Annotated in this window: 24 protein-coding genes, 2 pseudogenes and 1 riboswitch; of the genes and pseudogenes, 10 read left to right on the top strand and 16 right to left on the bottom strand. The window is 39.7% G+C overall.

The window, feature by feature from the left end; translation table 11 throughout:
- Positions 1 to 21: 21 nt before the first annotated feature.
- Positions 22 to 699, bottom strand: coding sequence for a response regulator transcription factor (locus ABMQ40_RS01195; protein ID WP_370895682.1), 678 nt, complete (start codon positions 697 to 699; stop codon positions 22 to 24).
- 187 nt (positions 700 to 886) lie between these two features.
- On the opposite strand from ABMQ40_RS01195, the gene ABMQ40_RS01190 reads away from it, so the two are divergent.
- The 4 genes and pseudogenes from ABMQ40_RS01190 (at position 887) to ABMQ40_RS16730 (ending at position 5,325) form a co-directional block, all read left to right on the top strand.
- Complete coding sequence (locus tag ABMQ40_RS01190) at positions 887 to 3,442, top strand: TonB-dependent receptor domain-containing protein (protein ID WP_370895680.1); 2,556 nt, start codon at positions 887 to 889, stop codon at positions 3,440 to 3,442.
- Positions 3,443 to 3,474: 32 nt separating this feature from the next.
- Positions 3,475 to 4,638, top strand: a complete 1,164-nt coding sequence (locus ABMQ40_RS01185; protein ID WP_370895678.1) for a beta-helix domain-containing protein — start codon at positions 3,475 to 3,477, stop codon at positions 4,636 to 4,638.
- A 210-nt stretch (positions 4,639 to 4,848) separates the two neighbouring features.
- Complete coding sequence (locus ABMQ40_RS01180; protein WP_503128615.1) at positions 4,849 to 5,142, top strand: beta-helix domain-containing protein; 294 nt, start codon at positions 4,849 to 4,851, stop codon at positions 5,140 to 5,142.
- Positions 5,048 to 5,325: pseudogene (locus ABMQ40_RS16730) on the top strand (beta-helix domain-containing protein). Before ABMQ40_RS01180 ends, ABMQ40_RS16730 begins: the two are co-directional and overlap by 95 nt.
- A gap of 152 nt (positions 5,326 to 5,477) precedes the next feature.
- On the opposite strand, the gene hemL reads toward ABMQ40_RS16730, so the two are convergent.
- The 4 genes and pseudogenes from hemL to ABMQ40_RS01160 form a co-directional block, all read right to left on the bottom strand.
- A complete protein-coding gene (gene hemL / locus ABMQ40_RS01175; RefSeq protein WP_370895674.1) occupies positions 5,478 to 6,761 on the bottom strand; it encodes a glutamate-1-semialdehyde 2,1-aminomutase in 1,284 nt (427 codons plus the stop codon).
- Between the two features lie 63 nt (positions 6,762 to 6,824).
- Positions 6,825 to 7,877, bottom strand: a complete 1,053-nt coding sequence (locus ABMQ40_RS01170; protein ID WP_370895672.1) for a glucosaminidase domain-containing protein — start codon at positions 7,875 to 7,877, stop codon at positions 6,825 to 6,827.
- 15 nt (positions 7,878 to 7,892) lie between these two features.
- Positions 7,893 to 8,795, bottom strand: a complete 903-nt coding sequence (locus ABMQ40_RS01165; RefSeq protein WP_370895670.1) for a 1-aminocyclopropane-1-carboxylate deaminase/D-cysteine desulfhydrase — start codon at positions 8,793 to 8,795, stop codon at positions 7,893 to 7,895.
- Between the two features lie 139 nt (positions 8,796 to 8,934).
- Positions 8,935 to 9,262 (bottom strand): annotated as a pseudogene (locus ABMQ40_RS01160) (hypothetical protein).
- A gap of 41 nt (positions 9,263 to 9,303) precedes the next feature.
- On the opposite strand from ABMQ40_RS01160, the gene ABMQ40_RS01155 reads away from it, so the two are divergent.
- On the top strand, positions 9,304 to 9,486 hold the full coding sequence (locus ABMQ40_RS01155; RefSeq protein WP_370895668.1) for a C1orf53 family protein: 183 nt from the start codon (positions 9,304 to 9,306) through the stop codon (positions 9,484 to 9,486).
- A gap of 1 nt (position 9,487) precedes the next feature.
- Positions 9,488 to 10,015, top strand: a complete 528-nt coding sequence (locus ABMQ40_RS01150) for a DUF4136 domain-containing protein (protein ID WP_370895666.1) — start codon at positions 9,488 to 9,490, stop codon at positions 10,013 to 10,015.
- 72 nt (positions 10,016 to 10,087) lie between these two features.
- On the opposite strand, the gene ABMQ40_RS01145 is transcribed toward ABMQ40_RS01150, so the two are convergent.
- On the bottom strand, positions 10,088 to 10,894 hold the full coding sequence (locus ABMQ40_RS01145) for a T9SS type A sorting domain-containing protein (RefSeq protein ID WP_370895664.1): 807 nt from the start codon (positions 10,892 to 10,894) through the stop codon (positions 10,088 to 10,090).
- 256 nt (positions 10,895 to 11,150) lie between these two features.
- On the opposite strand from ABMQ40_RS01145, the gene ABMQ40_RS01140 reads away from it, so the two are divergent.
- The gene (locus tag ABMQ40_RS01140; RefSeq protein ID WP_370895662.1) at positions 11,151 to 12,692 is read left to right on the top strand and encodes an endonuclease; all 1,542 of its coding nucleotides are present in this window, start codon (positions 11,151 to 11,153) and stop codon (positions 12,690 to 12,692) included.
- A 71-nt stretch (positions 12,693 to 12,763) separates the two neighbouring features.
- On the opposite strand, the gene ABMQ40_RS01135 is transcribed toward ABMQ40_RS01140, so the two are convergent.
- Genes ABMQ40_RS01135 through namA form a run of 3 tightly spaced genes read right to left on the bottom strand, consistent with a single transcriptional unit; the run spans position 12,764 to position 14,482 of the window.
- Complete coding sequence (locus ABMQ40_RS01135) at positions 12,764 to 13,090, bottom strand: CCC motif membrane protein (protein WP_370895660.1); 327 nt, start codon at positions 13,088 to 13,090, stop codon at positions 12,764 to 12,766.
- Between the two features lie 22 nt (positions 13,091 to 13,112).
- Positions 13,113 to 13,403, bottom strand: coding sequence for a DUF2752 domain-containing protein (locus tag ABMQ40_RS01130; RefSeq protein WP_370895658.1), 291 nt, complete (start codon positions 13,401 to 13,403; stop codon positions 13,113 to 13,115).
- 26 nt (positions 13,404 to 13,429) lie between these two features.
- Positions 13,430 to 14,482 carry an NADPH dehydrogenase NamA gene (namA, locus tag ABMQ40_RS01125; protein ID WP_370895656.1) on the bottom strand — a complete coding sequence of 351 codons (1,053 nt, stop codon included), beginning with the start codon at positions 14,480 to 14,482 and terminating at the stop codon, positions 13,430 to 13,432.
- 98 nt (positions 14,483 to 14,580) lie between these two features.
- Between namA and cdd the strand changes: the two genes are divergently transcribed.
- The 3 genes from cdd (at position 14,581) to ABMQ40_RS01110 (ending at position 18,217) form a co-directional block, all read left to right on the top strand.
- The gene (cdd, locus tag ABMQ40_RS01120; protein ID WP_370895654.1) at positions 14,581 to 15,063 is read left to right on the top strand and encodes a cytidine deaminase; all 483 of its coding nucleotides are present in this window, start codon (positions 14,581 to 14,583) and stop codon (positions 15,061 to 15,063) included.
- Positions 15,064 to 15,128: 65 nt separating this feature from the next.
- Positions 15,129 to 15,305, top strand: a riboswitch (cobalamin riboswitch).
- A gap of 32 nt (positions 15,306 to 15,337) precedes the next feature.
- Entirely contained in the window at positions 15,338 to 17,167 is a 1,830-nt protein-coding gene (locus tag ABMQ40_RS01115) for a TonB-dependent receptor plug domain-containing protein (RefSeq protein ID WP_370895652.1), read from the top strand.
- Positions 17,168 to 17,179: 12 nt separating this feature from the next.
- The gene (locus ABMQ40_RS01110) at positions 17,180 to 18,217 is read left to right on the top strand and encodes a YncE family protein (protein ID WP_370895650.1); all 1,038 of its coding nucleotides are present in this window, start codon (positions 17,180 to 17,182) and stop codon (positions 18,215 to 18,217) included.
- 157 nt (positions 18,218 to 18,374) lie between these two features.
- Here ABMQ40_RS01110 and ABMQ40_RS01105 read toward each other — a convergent pair whose 3' ends face one another.
- From ABMQ40_RS01105 to gldB, 7 genes are all read right to left on the bottom strand, one after another.
- The gene (locus tag ABMQ40_RS01105) at positions 18,375 to 19,793 is read right to left on the bottom strand and encodes a CCA tRNA nucleotidyltransferase (protein ID WP_370895648.1); all 1,419 of its coding nucleotides are present in this window, start codon (positions 19,791 to 19,793) and stop codon (positions 18,375 to 18,377) included.
- 112 nt (positions 19,794 to 19,905) lie between these two features.
- Positions 19,906 to 20,454, bottom strand: coding sequence for an L-threonylcarbamoyladenylate synthase (locus ABMQ40_RS01100; RefSeq protein ID WP_370895646.1), 549 nt, complete (start codon positions 20,452 to 20,454; stop codon positions 19,906 to 19,908).
- 25 nt (positions 20,455 to 20,479) lie between these two features.
- Positions 20,480 to 20,986, bottom strand: coding sequence for a DinB family protein (locus tag ABMQ40_RS01095; protein ID WP_370895644.1), 507 nt, complete (start codon positions 20,984 to 20,986; stop codon positions 20,480 to 20,482).
- A gap of 67 nt (positions 20,987 to 21,053) precedes the next feature.
- Positions 21,054 to 21,512 carry a GNAT family N-acetyltransferase gene (locus ABMQ40_RS01090; RefSeq protein WP_370895642.1) on the bottom strand — a complete coding sequence of 153 codons (459 nt, stop codon included), beginning with the start codon at positions 21,510 to 21,512 and terminating at the stop codon, positions 21,054 to 21,056.
- Between the two features lie 18 nt (positions 21,513 to 21,530).
- Positions 21,531 to 22,670 carry a cystathionine gamma-synthase gene (locus ABMQ40_RS01085; RefSeq protein ID WP_370895640.1) on the bottom strand — a complete coding sequence of 380 codons (1,140 nt, stop codon included), beginning with the start codon at positions 22,668 to 22,670 and terminating at the stop codon, positions 21,531 to 21,533.
- A gap of 72 nt (positions 22,671 to 22,742) precedes the next feature.
- Positions 22,743 to 23,069 (bottom strand): gliding motility protein GldC, encoded by a 327-nt coding sequence (gldC, locus tag ABMQ40_RS01080; protein ID WP_370895638.1) that lies wholly within the window; start codon positions 23,067 to 23,069, stop codon positions 22,743 to 22,745.
- A 23-nt stretch (positions 23,070 to 23,092) separates the two neighbouring features.
- Positions 23,093 to 24,076: a gliding motility lipoprotein GldB gene (gldB, locus tag ABMQ40_RS01075; protein WP_370895636.1), complete on the bottom strand. Its 984-nt coding sequence runs from the start codon at positions 24,074 to 24,076 to the stop codon at positions 23,093 to 23,095.
- Between the last annotated feature and the right edge of the window lie 151 nt (positions 24,077 to 24,227).

Genomic DNA, 24,227 nt, shown 5'->3' with positions numbered 1-24,227 from the left:
AAAGATAGGTTTTTTAGGTTATCAAACTATAAGTTTGTAACCGATTCCTTTTAAGGTCTGGATGGTATTGATCCCCAGCTTTTCTCTTAATCTCCTGATATGGACATCTATTGTTCTTTCGCCTACGATCACGTCATTGCCCCAGACTTTTTCAAGGATCTCCTCTCTTTTGAAAACCTTTTCCGTGTTGGAAGCCAAAAGATAGAGCAAATCAAATTCTTTTTTTGGAAGCAAGAACTGTTGTCCGTTCTTAGAAACCCTGAAGTTATCCTTATCAATCACCAGGTCTCCTATCTCTATCAGCTTGGCATTGTCAGATACCTGAGAGGTAAGCTGAAGCAGGGCATTCACCTTAGAAATGAGGATTTTCGGTTTGATCAGCTTTACGATATAATCATTGGCTCCTGCCTGAAAACCGGCCAGCTGGGAAAATTCTTCGCTTCTTGCAGAAAGAAAAACAATGAGCGTTTTTTGAAGTTCTTTAATCTTGCGGAGCTCCTGACAGGTTTCGATACCGTCTTTTTCCGGCATCATTACATCCAGTAAGATAAGATCGGGGATAATTTCCTTAGCTTTTTCGATACCTTCATTACCGTTAGTCGCGGTATAAATATCGTATCCCTCCTTTTCCAAATTATAAGACAGAATCTCTAAAATATCCAGTTCGTCGTCTATTAAGAGTATTTTCTTTTGGTTCATCTTTATTTTTTACGAGTCAAAGTTAATAATTTTTAAATGATCGATTAATAAATTGGTTATCGTTCACATAAAGTTAACAATAATACTCTTTTCTTAATATTTAGTTAAGGAAAAATTAAATTTTATTAAACCATTTAGGCCATAGATTCTTTATTCCTTTGCAGCGAAAGAATATAGTAAAAAAGAAATGAATTTTAGAAAACTGAATATCGCAGTTTTGTTTTTGACAACATCAGGAACTGTACTTTACGCTCAAGAGACGAAAAAAGATTCGATTAAGAACGAAAAAAAGATCGAAGGAGTAGTAATCAAAGGATCTACCAAAAAGGGAACAGAAGCCAATCTTATTAATTTACAAAAAAAATCTGTAGAAGTTATTGAACGTGTGGGCTCCGTACAGCTTGCCAAGCAGGGTGTGGGGGATGCCGCGACAGCTGTAACCAAGGCTACCGGAACACAGAAACAGGAAAGCAGTGGACAGATTTTCGTAAGGGGTCTGGGAGACAGATATAACTCTACAACAATGAATGGTCTTCCTATTCCATCCAATGATCCTCTATATAAGAACATCGACTTGGGTATCGTGAAAACTGATATGATCGATTACTTAAGCTTAGAAAAAGTATACACTCCTAGAATCTGGGGAGATATGGCTGGAGCCAACGTAGATATCGTTTCAAAAGTATATACAGGAAAGCCTTATTTTAAAGTAAATTTAGGATCTTCCGTAAACTTTAATGCGATTCAGAAAAATAATTTTTACTTACAAGACGGACCGAATTTCTTCGGAACCGATATTATTAAAAAGCCATCTAATGCTTCTGTTGCAAGCGCAGGATATGTTTTTAAAACATCATGGCAGAATAAGGAGCAAAATAATCCTTTTGCATCGTCTTTAGGAATAGATTTCGGAACAAACTTCAAAGTAGGTTCTACAGGGAAATTAAGTATCTTCGGATATGCAGCATTTGATAATGATTACGGATATGTAAAAGGAATTGCAGGTGGTGCGTATGACGGACAAAACACTCCGCTGAAAATCTACAACAATGCTGAAGAATACAGATATCTTACAAATAGCACAGGTTTATTAAACTTAAACTATAAGATAAACAGTAATCATAATATTAATTTCACAACAAATTATATTCATACTACCGACCAAAAGTTGGGCAACTACCAGGGATATAACAGAGATTATTATGATAACGATCCTTTACAGGAAAGATATGTAACAAATCTGAGAAGAGCAACTTACAAAGTAAACGATTTATTTGTAAACCAATTAAGAGGTGAGCATACTTTATCAGAACCTTTGAAACTTTCTTGGAATTTAGGATACAACAGACTTGAAAGTAAAAGACCAGACCGTCAGCAGAACGTAACGATCTTCGACAAGGAAATGAATACAAGTTTCTTCGCAAGCAGTAACCCCGGAGCAAACAACAGATATTTTGATAATCTCATTGAGAATGATTATGTAGGAGACATCCACGCAGATTACAAATTCTCTGATAATGCAAAATTGACTTTAGGATACAGCGGAAGATATAAAGACAGTGATTTCAGAGCTACCCAGTACAATTTCAGAATTAAACTGAACCAAGGAAGTTATTTCGTAGATCCTAATAATTATGATACTTTCTTTAATCCGTTGAACTATCAGGTTGGTGCATTTGATATTGTAACGTTCAGAGGAGATGTGAAATTTGATCCGGCTACAGCTTTGATTCCTCAGTTCTTTACATCTGAAATCTTCAATAATGCAGGATATGTAAACTTCGATTATAAATTTAATGAAAAATTAACGGCACAGATCGGAGTTCGTTATGATAATTTAAGTCAGAAAATGACGTACAACACAGCATTACTTTCTAACGGTGGTAATTTAGATAAAAATTATAATAAAATTTTGCCATCATTAAATATTAAGTATGCTTTAAATGATTTCAACAACTTCAGATTATCGGCTTCCAAGACCTACACTACTCCACTATTATTGGAAATGGCTCCGTTCGAATATGAAGATATCGACGAATCAAGCTTAGGTAACAAAGATGTTTATCCATCTGATAATTATAATTTAGACTTAAAATGGGAATGGTTCCCGAAAAAGAATGAAGTAATTTCCATCACAGCATTCGGAAAATATATCAAAAATCCGATATCAAGGATTACCATTGCTTCTTCATCAAACGTCGTTTCATTTGCTAACGTTGGAGAAAGCGCCAGAGTATTCGGAGCTGAAATTGAATTCAGAAAAGACCTTTATACAAAAGGAAATTCCAGAATTTATACTTTCCTTAACGCAACCTATCTGAATACGGAACAAGATCTGGATTCTGAAAAATTATCTAAAGAAAATACATACGTTTCCGGAAACTTCCTTAAAGACAAAGAAAAAATGCAGGGAGCTTCAGATTTCCTTGCCAACGTAAACTTAGGCTGGGAAACAAAATGGAGAACAGGAAATCTTGACTTGGTGGTAGCATATTCTTACATCGGAGACAATATTTACTCTCTGGGTTTCGAAAAAAGAGGGAATATGGTAGACAAAGCCATCAACACTTTGGATGCTACGGCAAGATTTAAGTTTAACAATGGAATCGGGATTTCTCTCCAAGGTAAAAACTTAATCAACCCTACCATTAAAAGAGTACAGGACAACGAAGGAGCAGAACTTATTTCTAAACAATACAAAAGAGGTATTGGTTTAGGACTAGGAGTTTCTTATGAATTTTAAAATAAATTAAAAAGAATAAAATCTAAAGTATTATGAAAAAGAATCACTTAAAATTAATAGCTGCAGCTTTATTTATTGGTACTTCATTTGCAATCCAGTCATGCAGCAGCAGTGATGATGATTCAATTCCAACAGTAACACCTGTAGGTATTGCCCAAGACCCGAACAATTTCAAGGGAGATATTCCTAACGGACAGGTTGTAACATTAGACCCTTCTAAAGTTTACAAGCTTACAGGCGCTGTAATGGTGAAAGATGGTGGTAAACTTATTATTCCTGCAGGTACAAGAATTGAAGCTACAGGTGGTACTTCTTCTTTCATCACTGTAGAACAAGGCGGACAGATATTCGCAAACGGTACTCAATCTGCACCTGTAGTATTCACATCTCCTGCAGGCGCACCAGGAAGCTGGGGAGGATTAGTACTTTGTGGTAGAGCACCGATCAATAAAGGTACTACTGCTACTGCTGAAGTTGGTAACGCTACTTATGGAGGTACAAACCCTACTGATAACTCAGGATCTTTAACATATGTAAGAGTTGAATATGCCGGAGCAATTTATACTGCTGATAAAGAATTCAACGGACTTTCCTTATTCGGAGTAGGAAGCGGAACTAAAGTTGAAAATGTAGCTTTAGTAAACGGATCTGATGATGGTATAGAGTTTTTCGGTGGAACTGTAAACGTATCAAACATTGTTTCTATCAGTAATGAAGATGATGCATTCGACTGGACAGAAGGGTGGAACGGAACTGCCACAAATATCTTTACAAAGAGAAGAGCAAACGGTACAGGAAACAGAGGTATTGAGGCGGATAACAACTCAAACAACCATGATGCGTCTCCAAGATCTAATCCTACGATTAAAAATGCTACCTTCATCGGAGGAACTACAGGAGAAGCTGATGGTTTCAAACTAAGAGTTGGAACTTACGCTACAATCGACAACGTAGTGCTTTCAGGATGGGCTACAGGTATCAATATTGAGAATGATGCGTCTGTAAGCTACTTCAACGGAGGTGGTAAAATTACAAACATCAAGTTTGACAACGTTACGACTAAAGCTTCTGCTAAATCTAATGCAGGAACTTCTGTAACAGTATTAGCTAACACATACACAGAAAACGCAAGTGCTACAGGTGCAGGAAATGGAACTTCCACTCCTTCTTGGGCTTCTGGATGGTCTAGCTTATAAAAATAGTAATTAGTTTTTTCATATCAAATTGAAAGAAACGGCATCGGGAATATTTCCGATGCCGTTTTTTAATGGAATTATTTTTAGTGTTATTTCAAAAATTTATTAATAATTAGTTATTTTTCTTTTAACATCAATTTTTTGATTTTTCTCTTTCTTTACATCACAAAAAATCACAACACCTAGAATTAATATTAAAAATTATATGAAATTGCATTAGACCCAAGTAATTTTAAGGGTGAAGTTACCAATGGAGAAGTCGTAATACTGGATGCCACCAAAGTATATGTACTTACCGGCAGTGTCATTATGAAAAACGGAGGAAAACTTGTGATTCCTGCAGGAACCAGAATCGTGGCAACAGCAGGTGCGGCATCTTATCTTTTGGTAGAACAAGGCGGACAATTATATGCCAACGGCACGGCATTTTCTCCGGTTTCATGCAGGAGCAGAGTTCGCACCCAGCAAAAAATTCAACGGACTTTCTTTATGTGGTGCAGGTAACGGCACAAAAGCAGACAATATTTCATTACTCAATGGTTCAGACGACGGTATTAAACTTTACGGGGTACAGTCATAGTTTCTAATATCATTTCTGCCGGTAATGCAGACGATGCTTTCAGCTTTACAGACGGATGGGCAGCGGTTGTTACTAATATTTATACTAAAAGAAGAGCCGACGAATAATTTTTTATAGTAAATAAAAACTGATAGATAATTTCCTCAGGATTACGCAAATATCCGTGCCATTCGTGAAAATATTTGTGAAATTTGTGTTTACATAAAAACAAAAAAGGACGAAGCAAAAGCCCCATCTCTTTAAAATTTATCCTTATCTATTAAGAATATTCAAATTTTCTGACTGCTTCTAAAGTCATGTCAATTTCTTTCTCTTTAATTGCATCACTGATGAAATACGTTTCGTAGCCACTTGGTGGAAGATACACTCCATTTTGAAGCATCTGATGGAAAAAATTATTGAATAATGAATGATTTGCTTCCTGAGCTTCATCAAAATTAGAAACCCTGTTGATATGGAAGAAAACAGACATCATGGAACCCTTCCTGTTGATCTTATGGGCAATTCCCTTTTCATTTAAAATTTTCCCAATCTCGAAATCCAGAGTTTCCGCGGTTTTATTGATCCTGTTAAAAAAATCCGGATCATTTTTGATGATCTGAAGCGTTTTCAGACCTGCTCTCATGGCTAAAGGGTTACCGCTTAATGTTCCCGCCTGGTAAACGCCGCCTTTGGGTGCCAGATGGTCCATAATCTCATTTCTTCCCGCAAATGCACCCACAGGAAGCCCGCCACCGATCACCTTCCCATAGGTTACCAGATCAGCCTTCACATTGAAAAGTTCCTGAGCTCCGCCAAAAGCCAGCCTGAACCCCGTCATCACCTCATCAAAAATCAATAGAGCCCCGTTTTCGTCACAGATCCTTCTTAAATTTTGCAGGAAATTATTTTCGGGAAGCACGCAGCCCATGTTTCCGGCAACCGGTTCTATAATTACCGCGGCTATTTCCCCCGGATTATGGCGAAACAGATCTTCCACCTGTTCAAAATCATTATACCTTGCCAAAAGGGTATCTTTTGCCGTACCCTGGGTAACGCCGGGTGAGTTCGGATTCCCAAAGGTTGCCGCGCCACTACCCGCCTTGATTAAAAATGAATCTGAATGACCGTGATAGCAGCCTTCAAACTTGATGATTTTATCTCTTCCCGTATAACCTCTTGCCAGCCTGATCGCGCTCATACAGGCTTCAGTTCCTGAAGAAACCATTCTGATCTGGTCTATATTCGGAACATTTTCCGTAATGAGTTTAGCGATCTCGGTTTCCAGTTCTGTGGGAGCACCGAAAGAAAAGCCTTTTTCAGCCTGTAATTTCAGTTCTTCAAGGACTTCAGGATGTGTATGGCCCAGAATGGCCGGTCCCCAAGAGTTGATATAGTCAATATAAGTATTATCATCTTCATCGGTAAGGTAAGCCCCTTTTGCTGATTTCATAAAGACGGGAACACCGCCTACCGATTTGAATGCACGGACCGGAGAGTTCACCCCGCCGGGAATGTACTTGTAGGCTTCATCAAATAAAGCCGAACTTCTTTGATATTTCATATGCTGTTTGTTCGTTAAGCTGCCTGCCGGATTATTACTGATGGGCAACTGTCACAAATTAAATTAGTTTCTTGGTTTCTTGTCTATGAGGTAGATCAACTGCCCTGCGGACGGCTGTTGTCCTTCATCCATCCTGTTCTTGGCGTATAGCTTATGTAATTTGATCCCGAATTTCTGAGCGATATCATGCATATCCTCTCCTGATGCTGCCTTATAGGTAGGCGTATTTCCTTCAGAGTTTTTAGATTCAAGGAAGATGATGTCATTTTTCTTCAGCACATTGCTTTCAAGCTCATTCCATTTAATGAGTTTGCTTTCGCTTATCTTGAATTTACCGGCTATGAACTGAACATTGGTATCTTCAGGAATGACAATATACTTCAGCCCTTCATTCGGGTGACTTTTTATGATGATGGAATTGAGGATCTCAGCTTTGGTCTTGATCTTTTCCACTCTTTTTTGCTGTTGGGCGTAAGAGGTTTGTTTGTATGGAACATTCACCGTAACAGGTTCCTTTTTTACCATTTTTGAAGGCTCCAGCTGGGCCATGAAGGCTCTGTCGTCTTTCAGCTCAGGATACATTTTAAGAACGGCGTACAATACTTCTTTAGAATTAGTATTATCAAACTCATACAGCTTATACTTTTCAATTTTACCGATCAGGATAGACGCATACCGTGGGTTGGTAGCATAGCCGGCCTTTTTAAGGCCATAAGCCCATCCTTTGTAATCTTTCATATCCAGTTTGAAAAGGTTCGCATAATATTTTCTCGTAGATAAAAAGATCGAATGATCTTCATAAGACTGTCTCGCATCGTCATACACACGGAAACACTCATTAGGAGCATCATCTGTATGGGTCATGGTCTTGCCTGTCCAGTCCTCTTTACATTTTATTCCGAAGTGATTCTTTCCTTGCTGTGCCAGCCTGCTTTGCCCGCCTCCTGTTTCTAAAAGCCCCTGCGCGAGCGTAATAGAAGCCGGGATTTTATATTTCTCCATTTCTTCCACGGCATATTGAGCAAATTTTTGAATGTACTGATCTTCAGTGGCCCAGGTCTGGGCTGAGAATTTTGATAAAACTAAAAGGCTTATTAATAAGAAAAGTCTTTTCATGTTTTTCAATTTTACTTATATAATTAAATTTCTATTCTGTTTTTTTAAAAGCAGGTTCGCGCCCTCTATTCCCTGCAAACCACCGGTATGGAAGCATAGAACTTTACTGTTTTCAGGGAAGTAGCCTTCATCGATCAGCTCAAAAATTTTCTGCATCATTTTCCCCGTATATACCGGCTCCAGAGGGATGCCGTACCTTTCCCTGAACTCATTGATAAAACGGATGTTCTCATCTTTTATTTTACCATACCCCCCGAAGTGCGAATCTATTAGATCAAAATTTCTTCTTAAGGTTAGTTCCCTGATTTTACTTTCCAGGGAAGAATCATCAACCACCTTAAAGCCTATAACATTCTGATTATCTTCACAAAATCTGGAAATCCCTGCAATGGTTCCCCCGGTCCCGACTGCAGTGCAAAGATAGTCAAAATCTTTTGTTTCGTCATTGAGCATCATTTTTATGCCTGCTACGGCGTCTTTATTGGTTCCGCCTTCAGGAATGATCAGGGCATGAGGAAACTGTTGCTGAAGGAATTCCGCCAGTTTTTCCTTATGCCGGTACTCCTCACGGGTCACAAATTTTAAATTCATACCGTTCCTTTTGGCAAAAGCCAGGGTTGGATTATCACGCCATTTATGCTGTAGTTCCTCTCCTCTTATGATGCCCAGCGTCCTGATGCCCATCATCTCTCCCAATGCGGAAACCGCGGAAATATGGTTGGAAAAAGCTCCGCCGAAAGTTATCAGATAAGGCTCTGCAGGATTACGGCCCAAATAATTATTGATATTATAAAACAGTTTCCAGTATTTGTTCCCCGAAATCAGGGGATGAACAAGGTCTTCCCTTTTTATAAAGAGTCTCAGGTTTTTCCCGGCAGGGATTTCTACAATAGGAATATGAATATCCGGAAGTTTCATCCGTGCAAATTTCCTGAATTTATTTTAAAAGATCATTTTTAAATTAGTTAAACAAAACTTAAAAAGACAAATCCTTACACTCTTTTAGCTTTTCCGGATTTCCCGATAGCCATATATTTCATATCTGAACATACAGAAATTATCCAAGATACTTCCGGAAGCTCCAGGGTTTCCTTTTTTTGAGGTAGTTTAGATCTCCTTCACAGGTATAGGCCTCTCTCAAAAGAAATGCTCATGTATGCCCGGTAGCTGTCTCTCAATCTGAAAAGCCAGTAATAATATTCAATAACATAGAAAAAATAAAAGAAAATCACCAGCAGCTCCAGCTGTTGCCTCAAATGAATTTTTTCATGATTAATAAGTACTTTATTTTCCTTATCTTCGGGTCTCCTAATGAAGATAAAGGGAAAGAGGGCTATGCCGTTAATTTTCAGTTTTTTTAACGGCTTTTGGCACACAATTATCATACTAACAAATATAAAAGTTTTTTGATTTAAGAATTTAACTTATGGCCCATTTTGACATCAAAGAAAATGAAGACTTTTACTACAATGAGCAGGGTTACAAGGTTTTTACAGAAAAATTTCACCTGAAAAGAGGATATTGCTGTAAAAGTGGCTGTAGGCATTGTCCATATGGATACGATAAAAAGACCGACACATTTATTAAAAACGATAAAAAAAATAAATAAAATGAAAAAATATATTTTTATTTTGTTAGCTGCGGCTACTTTGGGTTTAACGTCTTGCAGTCCTTTCCAGGTTCGCTCAGATTATGCTGAAACAGCCAATTTCAATTCTTATAAAACCTATAAGATAAGAATTGATGATCTGAAACTGAATGATATTGATAAAGACAGGGTTCTGAATGAATTATCAAGGCAATTACAAAGCAAAGGTCTTGCATCCGGGGAAAACCCTGATCTTATCGTAAATGTAAAAGCTAATCATAAAAAGGTAACAGATATCACCACCAATTCTCCTTATGGCATGTATGGCTGGGGCGGTCCTTTCGGATGGGGTATAGGCATGAACAGAACATGGACCAGTAATTACAATGAAGGTGCCCTGATCGTTGATCTTATTGATGCAAAAACCAATAAACTGGTTTGGCAGGGGATCGGAAGCGGAATTTCTGTAGATTCACCGAAAGCCAAACAAAGGCAGATCCCTGAGATCATGGCCGAGATCATGGCCAACTATCCTCCTCAAAGAAAATAATATTTAAAATCATTCACCATAAAAAAGCCGGTACAGATGTTACCGGCTTTTACTATATGGCAATGCTGGCAATTATTTTTTAATGGCTTTGATAATCCTGTCCGTACCGTTATTATATCGGAGCGTTACAAAATATACACCTTTTTCCAGATCTTCCAGATACAATTCCTTTTCCGGTTTCGTGATGGTTCTTACCGTTCTTCCCACAGCATCATTAACAGTAATAGTCTTTACCTCCTTCAGATCCGAAATATGCAAGACATCATTAAAGGGGTTCGGATAAGCCTTTACCGGATTCAAATAGGTTTCATGAGTAGCCAGGTTCGGGATAGGTTCCCAGACTGCATCATCCCAATAATGCCCCGCCCAGCTCGTTCCGGGATTACGAATCGCCAGCCGGGCATTCGCAGGTACGGAAGCAGGTACGGTGAAGATCCTTTCTGATGAACTATCATAAGCGGTATTTGTGATCGTAATATTTTCAAGGACCACAAAAGTTGATGCATCGGAAGGATCCGTAATATAGCCGAATTCCAAAAATCCCGCGGAATTCGCCTTCACCTTGAACCTGAAACGGTGGGTCCCCGCATTGATATTGGTGACCCTTGGCATAATTACTATTGAGATCTTGCCGTTCCCATATCCGAACTGATATATCTGGCTCGTTCCCGAAGCGGGCTGCGTACTCGAGATAATCTGGCTGGCACCATTCAGAACAATCCTGTCCCAGCAATCCGGAACAATACTTTCAGGAGCATTATAGGAATCAAAATTTTCCGCAAAACCGCTCACGGCATTACATTGTGCATGGGTATATGAGATACCGCATAAAAGGCCTGCTACAGGCAGACAAATTCTAAGAGATAAGTTTTTAATCATTCTAAATAAAAATAATAAAGACGAAATTAATTATTTATCCGTATAATCATCTTAAAATATTCATGATTTTTATCAACTAAATAAAAAATTGAAATAGAGCTAAAAAAATTAACACAAGCAATGATAAAATAAAAATTATTACAACATAATCTTGTATTTTAATGGAATGAAAAATAAAATGCGTGACGTATTAAAATTAACAATCACGTAATTTTTTTCTCTAGAAAATGTAGTAATCTTACCGAAATATTATATTATGAAAAAAACATTATTATTTCTTGTATTCGGAGCTTTAGCCAGTGCCCAGGCTCCTGCGGGCTATTATAGTGCTGCCAATGGTCTGACAGGCGCCGCATTGAAAACCGCACTGAGCAACATCATTACAAACGGGCACCAGGATAAGGGCTATAGCGGATTATGGACCGGTTATAAAACAGCAGACATCGACAAAAATTACGAAAATGACGGGTCTATTCTGGATATCTATTCAGAAAGGCCTGCCGGAACAGATCCGTACAAATATACCCCGGGAGTGAACCAGTGCGGAACCTATTCAGTGGAAGGAAACTGCTACAACCGTGAGCATATCGTTCCCCAAAGCTTATTTAATGAAGCTTCTCCGATGGTTTCCGATATTCATTTTATCAGAGCCACTGATGGAAAAGTGAATGGGATGAGAAGCAATTATCCTTTTGGAAAGGTGGGAACAGCTACTTTTACATCGCTGAACGGATCCAAGCTGGGAAATTCTGTTTCATCAGGATACTCAGGAACCGTGTTTGAGCCTATCGATGAGTTTAAAGGTGATGTGGCCCGTATGATCTTCTATTTCGTGACCCGTTATCAAAATAAGCTTTCTACCTTTTCTTCAGGAAATATGCTGGGAAATTCAGCATTTCCGGGGCTGCAGACCTGGGAGCTGAATGTTTTGCTGGCCTGGCATAATCAGGATCCTGTTTCTCAGGCTGAAATCAACAGGAATAATTCATCCTATACCTATCAGGGGAACAGAAATCCTTTCATCGACAATCCAAATTATGTGAATCTTATCTGGGGTTCCGGCTCAGATTCAGGAGGCGGTGGTACGGATCCGGGAACACCTGCTCCTTCCGGCTGTATAAACGAGACCTTTGAAACGATTCCGACAAGCAGCTCATCCAGCTATACCACAAGAACGTGGACCAATAACGGAGTAACCTGGACCGCAACGGATGCAAGAACTGATCAGACCATCACCAATAAAGCCATCACAGTAAGAAACGGATCATTAAAATCCAGCGCTTCGGGTAATGGTATCGGCTCTTTGACCGTTACCACTCAGTTAAAGTTCAGCGGAAGCAGCGGCACCTTCAATGTCCAGGTGAATGGGGTCACCGTAGGAACCATTCCTTATAATTCCAATGTAACCACCACTACCCTCAGCAACATCAATGTTTCCGGAAATGTGATCGTAACCCTGACCAATAGTTCAACAAGCAACCGTGTTGCCATTGATAATCTGAGCTGGACCTGCTATCCGGGAACAACAGCTTCAAAGCTAAGCAGCAATATTTCCGGATCATCGGAAGCAGAAAGCCTGCAGGTATATCCTAATCCGGTTTCAAATCAGGAAATTTTTATAAAAGGAAACACCCAGAATATCAAAAAGGCTGAAATTTATAATCTTCAGGGAAAAATAATGCAGACCATTGAAAACCCCTTCAAAGGAAATGGAAATTCTATAAGGATCCAAAAACTCGAACCAGGAATTTATATTTTAAAACTGGACAGTACTCTGCTAAAATTTATTGTTAGATAACTATTCATCTATTGAAAAAGTCAAAGGCCGCAATCATGCGGCCTTTGATTTTTTCAATAACGATCTGTCCATTATACCCCTCTTCCCATTCTGGAAAGCTGCTGTATTTGCTGCATATATCCATCCCAGCCCAGGGTTGCAATGGCATAAACCATATAAAGGACCTGCAAAGAGCCTAGTGCCAGGCCTATGATACATAAGATACGCCCCGTATTCAGGTTATTGAAATCTGAATATAGTGACGGATTCTGATCGTAAAGCAGTTTATCATTTTTATATTTATTAAGGCCGATAAGTCCGCATATAATTCCGACTAAACCTGTACAGCAGCATGTTCCCACTACTGAAACGATTCCTAGAATAAGTACTGTTTGTGCATTTGGCAATTTTTGGTCCATAGCTTATAATTTAAGATTATTTTTAATGTGTTATAAAGAAATGTTTATAAAAGTATGAAAATACCATGATAACTGAATTGACTATCGCCAGAAAAATCAATGCATTACCATAGTTCCTTTTTCTGTCAATAAAATTAAGGACAACCGTAGCAAAAAACAGCAAAAGGGTATATACTGCCGGAAACATATGGAATGCCTCGGAGAATCTTCCCTCAAAAACCATAACAATGGCTCTCTGGGTACCGCATCCGAAGCATTCTATCCCCAGGAACTTTTTACTGGGACAGGGCAGCATAAAGTCTTCAATTTTCATATTGCATTTTGTCGGGTCCGGTAAAATTATGAAGAAATTTTCGCTCTGGTATACTGATGGGGAAAAAAGCATTCTTCTTTCATTTCAAATGAACCCTGGACCGCAGTATAGGGATTTCTCAGAATTTCTCTTGCCACGAATATCAGGTCAGCTTCTCCTTTCCGAAGAATCTCCTCCGCCAGATCTATCCTGGTGATCAGCCCTACTGCACCGGTTTTTACTTCCGCCTCGTTTCTTACCTGTGAAGAAAAAGGAACCTGATAGCCTTCATAAACAGGAATCTTTGCACCATGAATGTTGCCTCCGCTTGATACGTCAACCAAATCTACTGAATGCTCCTTCAACACTTTTGCCAACTCTATACTGTCCCGTATGTTCCAGCCGTTTTCAGCATATTCGGTTCCTGAGATCCTTACAAATAGGGCAACATTTTCATTCAGTTCTTCATTCACCGCATCTACAATTTCCAGCAGGAATCTGATCCTGTTTTCAAAGCTGCCGCCATACTCATCTGTTCTGATATTGGAAAGCGGAGACAGGAACTGATGAACAAGGTAACCATGCGCGCCATGAATTTCAACCACATCAAAACCGGCTTTTACAGCTCTTGCGGCTGCTTCTTTAAAACGCAGGATTATTTCTTTGATTTCTTCTTTCGTCAACGCATGCGGGATCCTTTCAGAAGGCTGATAAGGAATCGGGCTTGGAGCAACGGTTTCCCATCCTTCTTCAACCGGGATCTGTACATTGTTCCAGGTAGATCCTTTTCTTCCGGAATGCGCCAGCTGGATTCCGATCTTGCTTTCTGAATTTCCGTGCACAAATTCAACGATTTTCTGTAGTTTTTCCGCCTGTTCATCCGTCCAGATCCCCATGCAGTGATTGGTGATCCGGCCACGGGGTTCTACACCGGCAGCTTCTACCATGATCAAACCGGTTCCTCCCTGCGACCTGCTTCCGTAATGTACAAAATGAAAATCATTCGCCATGCCGTCTTCACAGGAATACATACACATCGGAGACATCACCCATCGGTTTTTCAATTCCACATTCCTGAATTTAATAGGAGTATATAACATGTTCAGTCTGAATTTTTAAGTTTTTTTTAGTGTATAAATTTATTGTCCACCTTGGTAAAAAGAGCTAAATTTATCCCCCTTTTTTTAATCCACAATATATGAAAAAAGAAACTCAAATCAGTTACGAATACTTTAAAAGTAACAATGAGCTGAACGATATAGAGAAAAAGTTGTTTGAGAGGGCGAAGCAGGCCCGTGAAAATGCTTATGCGCCCTATTCACGATTTCTGGTGGGCTGTGCCGTACTATTGGAAAACGGCGAGATCTATTCCGGGAACAACCAGGAAAATGCTGCCTTCCCTTCCGGTCTCTGCGCTGAGAGAACCACTTTGTTCTGGGTTGCAGCCAATTTTCCGGATGTAAAAGTAAAAAAGATTTTTATCGTAGGCGGCCCCGAAGGGTCCGATGAAAAAAATCCTCCGATCCCTCCCTGTGGGGCCTGCAGGCAAAGTCTGATTGAATATGAAACGAAGCAAAACGAAAATATAAATCTTTATTTTTCAAGTATGAATGAGGAAGTGGTAAAAGTATATTCTATCAAAGATCTTCTTCCGTTTTATTTTGATGCTACCTTTTTATAACCTTGAATACTGATCCCCAACACTGAAAGCCGTAATGATTTTTTTGCATTTCGGTTTAATAAATTTATATTTGCAAAAATTTTGGTTTCCATAAAACGGAAATAATAGGGAATTGGGTGAAAATCCCAAGCTGTCCCCGCAACTGTAAATCGTAGTAAGTGTTTCTGCAAAAAAACCACTGTGCAAACGGGAAGGTGCAGAAAAGCGAAAGCCAGGAGACCTGCCAAAATTAAAAATCAAAAATATGTTGCTTTCGGAGGAAAAGTAAAATAGTATGGATATAAAAAGATCTTTAGTACTGCTTTTTTCATCTTACGGATGTTTTCTTTTTGGACAAGAGAAAACCATCGACACCGTATATATTTTTGATAATCAGATGAATAAAGCGAAACTTTTCCACAAGGTAAATACGCTTTCTGCCACGGATATCCAAAAAAACTCTGCTAGCCTGTCTGATGTTTTACGCTTCCAAACTTCTCTTTATATTAAGGAAAACGGCCGTGGAGCGGTATCATCACCTTCATTCAGGGGAACTACCGCACAACAGACCGCTTTTGTATGGAACGGGATCAACATCAACTCCGTTTTTTTAGGGCAGGGAGACATCAACAACATCCCTTTATTCGGCTATGATCAGATGGAAATAAAACCAGGGGGCGGGAGTGTTGTTTACGGAAGCGGTGCAATAGGCGGGAGCATTCATCTGAATAACAATCTCCACTTCAATGAAGGTTTTCATGCCTCACTTTATTCGGAAGCGTCTTCTTTCGATACTTATAATCATTTCGCCAAAGCGTCTTTCAGCAATGACAGGTTCAGCATTAAGGTTTCAGGGAATTATTTTATCAGCCGCAATGATTATGAAGTGGAGGAAAGGAACTATATCAACCGGAACGGACAATATAACAATGCTACCTTCAATATCGGCGCTTCTTATAAGATTGCCCGCCATCAGACGATTTCGTGGCAAAGCCAGTTTTTCGATTCTTCCCAACACTACCCGATTTTCGTTGAAAATGGGAACAAGACAAAGTATGAAACTCAGAGTGTACGGACCTTACTGGCCTGGGACGTCAATACCGGAAAGTTATCCAACAGCCTGAAGACGGCTTATACTGAAGAAAATTTCCAGTATTTCAGTGATATCAGCAAGCCTGAAACCAGTGGTGCCACCGGGAAAAATTATATTGTGAAGAATGATTTCAATTATTTCATTCTTCCTAAGCTCAATATGAACGTTATTACCGAATTCCAGGTAAATACCGGAGAAGGTGCCGGCACCTCAGGTGTTGGCGACGTTAAAAGAAACGCCGGTTCTGTGGCTGGTTTATTAAGGTATTTTGCCATCTCAGATCTGCGTTTTGAGGCCGGGATCAAGAAAGATTTTGCGGAAGGCTTTTCCTCCCCCGTTCTGTATTCGTTTTCCGGGAAATGGAGGGCCTTAAAATGGTACAGCATCGGACTGAACCTTTCCAGAAACGTCAGGTTTCCCACTTTCAACGATCTTTACTGGCAACCCGGAGGAAATCCTGACCTGAAAGCCGAAACTTCCATTCAGACGGATATGGATCATGAATTCAGCTTTGGTAATTTTAAGATCATCCTGAGCCCTTATTACATGAACATTTCCAATCTTATCAACTGGCTTCCCACCCCATACGGATACTGGGCACCGTTTAATACCCTTAAGGTGGAATCCTACGGGCTGGAATCCCAGATCACTTATAATAAAAGTTTCGGTAGTCACCAGATCGGCCTGAATGCAGGCTATACATTCGCAAAGTCCGTTAATCAGGAAACAAAAAAACAGCTGATGTACGTACCTTTGCATAAGGCCTTCGGAAATATTGATTACCGGTACAGCTTCTTCAGGATATTTGTACAGGGAATGTTCAACGGGCTTACCTATACAACCACAGACGGGAAAAAGGCTGATGCTCTGGACCCTTATTTTGTTCTGAATACAGGGCTGTCAGCAACAGTTTTAAAAAAATATACATTAGGTTTCAGAATAAATAACGTTACGAACACCGTTTACGAAACTGTAGCCTACTACCCTATGCCAAAGAAAAATTATACTATTTTTGCAACAATAAATTTTTAAAATTTAAAATATATGAAAATATCTAAGCTTTTACCTCTTATTTTTGCATTGACATTGCTTTTTAATGTTTCCTGTAACAGTGACAGCAGCGTCACCCAGGAGATGTTTTACGGTAACGGATACCTTATTTCCAATGAGGGCAACTTCGGAACCCCGAATGCTGATGTAACTTTCGTAACCAGTGACTTAACATCAAAACAGGATAATATTTTCTCAAACAGCAATGGGGGCGCCAGCTTAGGTGATGTTTTGCAGACCATTGTCTTTAATGGTGGCGCGGCTTATCTGGTATTGAACAACTCCAATAAAATCCAGATTGTAGACCGCAATACGTTCAAAAAATACGGTGAGATTACCGAACAGATCAATCAGCCCCGATACATGGCTTTTGCCAACAATTATATTTACGTGACTAATGATGTATTCAACGGTGATAAATATGTAAGTGTCTACAATGCGGCTAATTCGGCTTTTGTGAAAAAGATTCCTTTGGCTGACACTGCTGAAAGAATTGTACAGGCCGGCGGTAATATTTTCGTTCAGAACGCCTCTTACGGCATGGGAAATAAGATCACCTATATCAATACTTCAAACAACGAAATTGAGTCTGTGATCACCCTGCCTAACGGAAATATCAATAAGACTATTGCCAATAACAATAATGTGTACTCTATTGCTGCGGGAACTACAGATTCTTATATCTATAAGATATCAAGCACAGGAGATATTGTAAAGACCACCACCCTGACCGGAATCGCCAATGCCACCAATCTTGAAATTTATGGTGATACCTTTTATTTCACTTCCGGCAATAAAATATATGCCATGAATATGAATACGAACACAGTACCTACAAACCCGATAATTACAGTGACCGATAACGGGCCTTATTCCACTCTGTACGGATTCAATGTGATCAACGGAAGGATCTTCACTTCGGATTCAAAGGGATTTACACAGGACAGCGAGATCAAAGTTTACAACCTGTCCGGATCACTGCTTCAGACTTTTACGGCAGGGAAAGGTGCTAACGGTTTCTATATCAACTAGGAAGCTATGCTCATATACTCCCGTATAAAATAAATATTTTTTTTTTCATCATTTGTGTTTTTTTGCCCGGCGGTTTCTCCGAAACCGCCGGGTTTTGTTTGGGTATGAATTGCATAAAAAAAGCAACCGGATTTCAGTTGCTTTATTGGTATAATCATTATATTTTCAGTCCTAGTTTTCCGGCTTCTGAAATCACAAAATTCCTTGCCTGCTCTTTTTCATTCGGGATTTCGCCTTCCAGAATAGCTTCTTTCACTTTTTCTTTTAAAATACCGATCTCGCGTCCGGGCTTAAGGTTGAACATTTCCATAATCTCTTCCCCTGAAATAGGCGGTTGAAAATTCCTTATATGGTCTTTTTCTTCCACTTCCTTTATCTTCACGGCTACGTACTCGAAATTCTTCTTGAACTTCTCCTGTTTCCTGGTGTTTTTGGTTGTAATGTCCGCTTTGCAAAGGGTAAACAGATCTTCCAGATCTTCACCGGCGTCAAACAGCAGCCTTCTTAATGCTGAATCAGAAGCATCATCCGTAATCAGTGCGATCGGGCGGGAAGAAAGCTTCACCATTTTCTGGACATATTTCATATCATTTCCCAATGGCAATTTCAGCCTTTGAAACAGGGATTTCACCATTTTTGATCCTAAAAACTCGTGTCCGTGGAAGGTCCAGCCGGTTCCTTCAACAAACTTCTTGGTAGGCGCCTTACCGATATCATGAAGCAATGCAGACCAGCGCAACCACAGTTTGTCTGTATTCTCCGAGATATTATCTACAACTTCCAGCGTATGATAAAAGTTGTCTTTATGGGTTTGTCCTTCCACCTCTTCCACACCTTTAAGATCAATCAGTTCCGGAATAATAAGTTTTAAAAGTCCTGTTTCCTCCATTAATTTCAAACCTACAGAAGGCTTTTGGGAAAGCATGATCTTGTTAAATTCAACCATGATCCTTTCCATTGAGACTATTTTGATCCTTTCAGCTTCCTGCTTTATTGCCGACAAAGAATTTTCTTCAATAGTAAATTGAAGCGTCGAGGCAAAGCGGATGGCCCGCATCATCCGCAAAGGATCATCGGAATAGGTTTGTACCGGTTCCAAAGGAGTCCTTAAGATGCCTTTCTCCAGGTCTTCAATCCCATGGAAAGGGTCTACCAATTCCCCGAAGTTTTCCTTATTAAGGGAAATGGCCATGGCATTGATGGTAAAATCTCTTCTTTTCTGGTCATCTTCAAGGGTTCCTCCTTCCACCTCAGGCTTCCGGCTGTTTTCGGTATAGCTTTCCTTTCTTGCTCCCACGAACTCCAGGTCCAGCTCCTTATATCTGATCATGGCCGTTCCATAGGTCTTAAAAATGGAAACCTTCAGTTTCGGATCTATTTCTGCAGCAACATTTTGAGCCAGCTCTATTCCGTTTTGTTCAGTAACAAAATCAATATCTGTAGACACTTTTCTTTTCATCAGTAGATCCCGGACATATCCGCCGACGATGTAAACAGACTGGTTATTCCTGTCCGCAACTTCAGAAATTATTTTGAAAAGCTTTAAATTTTTATTTTGATTGAGATTAATGAACATGTTTATTATTTAAATTTAAAACCACTAAGGGATCAGTTTTATCAAGCTATCGCAAAATATTTCTGACGCCTTAATGGTTAAATGGTTTTGCAAAGATAATAAATCTTGATTTTTATTCCCGAAGAACTTTTATCCTGTTATCACCCCATATTTTAATCACTGAAGAGCCCGAATATTTGGAAACTTTTTCTCTGTCCTCTTCCACCGCATAATCCACCAGACTTATAATCTCGGGAGAGATATCGGAAAATTTCATAGGGCTTTTATCTCCACTGAAATTGGCTGACGTAGACACCAATGGCCTGTTCAGTTTTGAAATCAGCTTCTTACAGAAATCTGTCTTTACCAGCCTTATCCCGATGCTGCCGTCTTCCGCCAGCAATTCTTTTGGCAGGCCACGTGGGTTCTCATAGACGATGGTCACAGGTTTTTCACTGAGGTCTATGATTTCCCAGGCCATTTCCGGAACGTCCACCATATCCTGAAGCCTTTTTTCTGATTCTACCAGAATGATCATAGATTTGTTCCTTTCACGCTTCTTGATGTCAAAAATTTTATTGACAGCCTCCACATTAGTAGCATCACAGCCAATCCCCCAGATGGTATCGGTAGGATAAAGGATTGTTCCCCCGGATTTCAGTATTTCGACAATATGTTCCATTGTTCAGGTCAATAATTCTTTGAATTTATTGCAATCCCGGCAGATATCTCTGCCTGATTATATTCAGATGATGATAATTGTGCCCAACAATCAGCTTACCGATAGTTTCTACGGAAATCTCATTTCCGTTGGCTATACCTTTATTATTCATTGCCTGCGGATTAAGTGTTTCCAGCAAGATCTGTGAAGATTTCCTCACAGTCCTGTATTCTTCAAGCAATGATTGCAGGTTCCTGCTGTTTGCAAATGAGTGGTCTGCGTAACCGTTTTCATCAAAACCCGGCAGCTGATTTTTATCTCCTCTTGCAAAAGCTAAAATACGGTATTGAAAAACTCTTTCCGTATCGGACAGGTGCAGAAGCAGTTCTTTCAGGGTCCACTTCCCTGCAGCATAAGCGAATTGTGATTGTTCTTCCGTAATCCCGGAATATATTTCTACGGTCTGGTCCCCCGAATTTTTCAATTCTTCCAACCAGTTTCCGGATGGGATCTGGTCCAGGTATCTTTGAACGTATTTTTGAAAATCTGACATTATTAATATGAATTTTTAATTATGTGTCAACCGATATTGTTGCTCTATTTTTTTATTCAATTTTATTTCAATGGATGGATTGATTGGTCCATTCATAGAAGTTAACGGAATCATAGGATTCAAACCCACAGGACGGATAGAGTCTGTTACCGATATCGTTGCTTTTTCCTGTCTCCAGAAGGATACCACAGGCTTTTGAAGATCTGCACAGCTCTTTAGCCTCCTCGATCAGTTCTTTGGAGTAGCCTTTTCCTCTGTGGTGCTCACTCACAAACAAATCGTTCAGCAACCAGTAGCGTTTCATTCTTGTTGATGAAAATATAGGGTACAGCTGAACAAACCCCAGCATTTTCCCATCCTTTTCCGCAATAAAGATTTCGGAATCTTTATTTTCCAGCCTTTCCCTCAGAAACTCCATGGCTGCCGGAACATCAGATTCTTGATGATAAAAAATCCTGTACTGATCAAATAATTCTGACAGCTGCCGTAAATCTTCAGGACCTGCTTTTCTGGTATGCTTGACCATAAAAACCTGTTTAGGAAGTTAAGAGAATGCTCTTTCCAGATCCGCGATAAGGTCTTCCTTATCTTCAATTCCCACACTTAGACGTACGAGGTCATCAGTGATCCCCAGCTCAGCCCGTTTTTCGGCAGGAATGGAAGCATGGGTCATCAGAGCAGGATGATTGGCCAGCGATTCAACACCACCCAAAGATTCCGCCAGTGTAAACACTTTCAGTTTTTCCAGAAATTTGATCGCATCTTCTTTTTTACCGGATTTAAACGTAAAGGAAACCATTCCTCCAAATTCTTTCATCTGCGATTTTGCGAGCTCATACTGCGGATGGGATTCCAGTCCCGGATAAATCACTTTATCTACTGCCGGATGGGATTCGAGATACCCGGCTATAGCATTCCCGTTTTCGGAATGCCTTTGCATTCTTAAAGCCAAGGTCTTAATTCCCCTTAACACCAGGTAAGAATCATGAGGGCCCAGAATACCTCCGCTTGCAAACTGGATAAAGTGAAGTTTTTCTCCCAGTTCGGCCTCCCGGGCAATAAGGGCTCCGGCAATAACATCTGAATGCCCGCCCAGGTATTTGGTAGCAGAATGCATCACGATATCAGCTCCCAGATCCAATGGCCTCTGGATATAAGGTGTTGCAAAAGTATTGTCTACAGCAACCAGGATATTTTTTCCTCTGGCCACATCCACAACGGCTTTAATGTCTACCAGTTTCATCAGCGGGTTTGTGGGTGTTTCTATCCAGATCAGCCTGGTTTTGTCGCTGATCACCTGCGAAATTTCGGAAACATCCTCAAAGTTTACAAAAACAAACTTCAGCTGGTACTTTTCGAAAAGTCTTGTAAACATTCTGTAAGTACCGCCGTAAAGATCATCTACGGCAATTACCTCATCCCCGGGATTCAGCAATTTCAGAACACAGTCAATAGCAGCCAGACCGGAACCGAAGGCCAGGCCTCTCGCTCCGTTTTCAATGCTTGCCAGGGAATCTTCCAGCGCCTGTCTTGTAGGGTTGGCTGCCCGTGAATATTCATAGCCGGAATGTACTCCCGGACTCTTTTGTGCAAAGGTAGACGTTAAAAATACGGGAACATTTACAGAACCTGTGGCAGATTCGTGGTGTTGTCCTCCGTGAATAACTTTTGTATTAAAATTCATATTTTTAATATTTTAGAATGTACCAGCTACGATCTTTGTCGTACTGCCACATCATTAATTATTAATATCCATTTACATCTTTATTGCAGATTTTATTGCAAATTCTTCTGCCATCTGTTCCATCCATTGCGCCACATCCTCTTCACCTGTAGCCCTTTGATAGGTATTTCCCAAAGAAACCAAAACCTGATGGATGAACATCTTCATCTGGTCTACAGGCATCTCTTTGGTCCAGAGGTCAATCCTCAAAGCTTCCATATTTTTATCATCCCAGACAGAGATCATTGTTGCTTTCGTATCTTCTTTTTCAATGCCTCCATCCTGTGCGTTCCAGTTGATATTTTCCGGGATATGGTTTTCATCCAGCTCTACCTCTATTGTAATCTGGGTTTTTCTCATTGCTTTCTACTTTTTCTAATTTATTATTTCATTTTAGGTTTATAACCTGATTCATTAAAAATGGTGTTGGCATCCAGTTTCAGGAAATCGGTCAGTTTTGTATCAGGTTTTTCTTTAAAATATTTTTTGCAGATCTGCCAGCCGGTGAAGATTCCAATCTGAGGCGAAGATTCGTTATCTATTTCCGTATAAAATTTTGAGAACGGCCCGGGAGAGATGAAACGATCCACCAGTCTCGAATCGTCACTGAAAACCAGATTGTTTTCTACAAAATAATTCCAGATATTGGCCTCGTTGGTTACGGCCCAGTCATATTGCTTCTGGGTATAGTTCATTTTCAGGTAGTCCGGATAACCGGGTAAAAAGGCATCCTGTAATATCATGATCTTCCCGTTGAGGATAAGCTGGTCTATGAATTTCTGATGCTCCGGAGATCCCGGAACCGCATCTTCGGCAAAAACCATGGAAACTTTCGGAACAATATTCTGAGGGTTCATGGATTTCTGGAAGTACATTTCCAAACCTTTGTAGCGGGCGTTGCCATCTCCCATGAAGCCCGTAATATCTATGAACAGCAAATTTCCTTTGGAATCGTAGAAAACAGGATCCTGAGCCATCTGTAATGCTGATGAAAACAGATATACCTTAGGGCTCTTAAATTTCGGGAAGTAATACTTGATGTGTGAAAACAGATCCTGAAGATCCTTACCAAGCTTCTGCTGATCAATTTTTCCTACAGCTTCCCTGTAAATCTTGATCTCTTCCGCATCCGACCTTCTTTTCACAAAGTCTTCATCGGTAACGGTTCCCTGGAACCAGGGAAATTTGGCTTTAAACCGTTCCAAAGGTATATTCTGATCATAGAATTCTTTGGAAATATCCGTTATCTCTACTTTTTCGGCCGGATTCTTCACCTCTACGTTCCATTGATTCCCGGACTCTTTTTTACAAGAATTCAAACCAAAAACTAAAATCATAGAAAGTGCAGCAATTCTAAAAATCTTCATTATTTTTACATGAAATTTAAGTACACAAAAATACAGATTTAAACATAATGTAATGATGAAAAACAAAATATTTATCTCCCTGTATTTTTTCCGTTCTTTCTATTTTTGTTTCCGGATACAGGAAATTCAAGGATAGGATATTGAAAGACGG

This window comes from Chryseobacterium gossypii, assembly GCF_041361455.1.
Taxonomy (GTDB): Bacteria; Bacteroidota; Bacteroidia; order Flavobacteriales; family Weeksellaceae; genus Chryseobacterium; species Chryseobacterium gossypii.
Note: the sequence above shows the minus strand (reverse complement) of the source record. Positions and strands in the feature narration are given on the sequence as shown.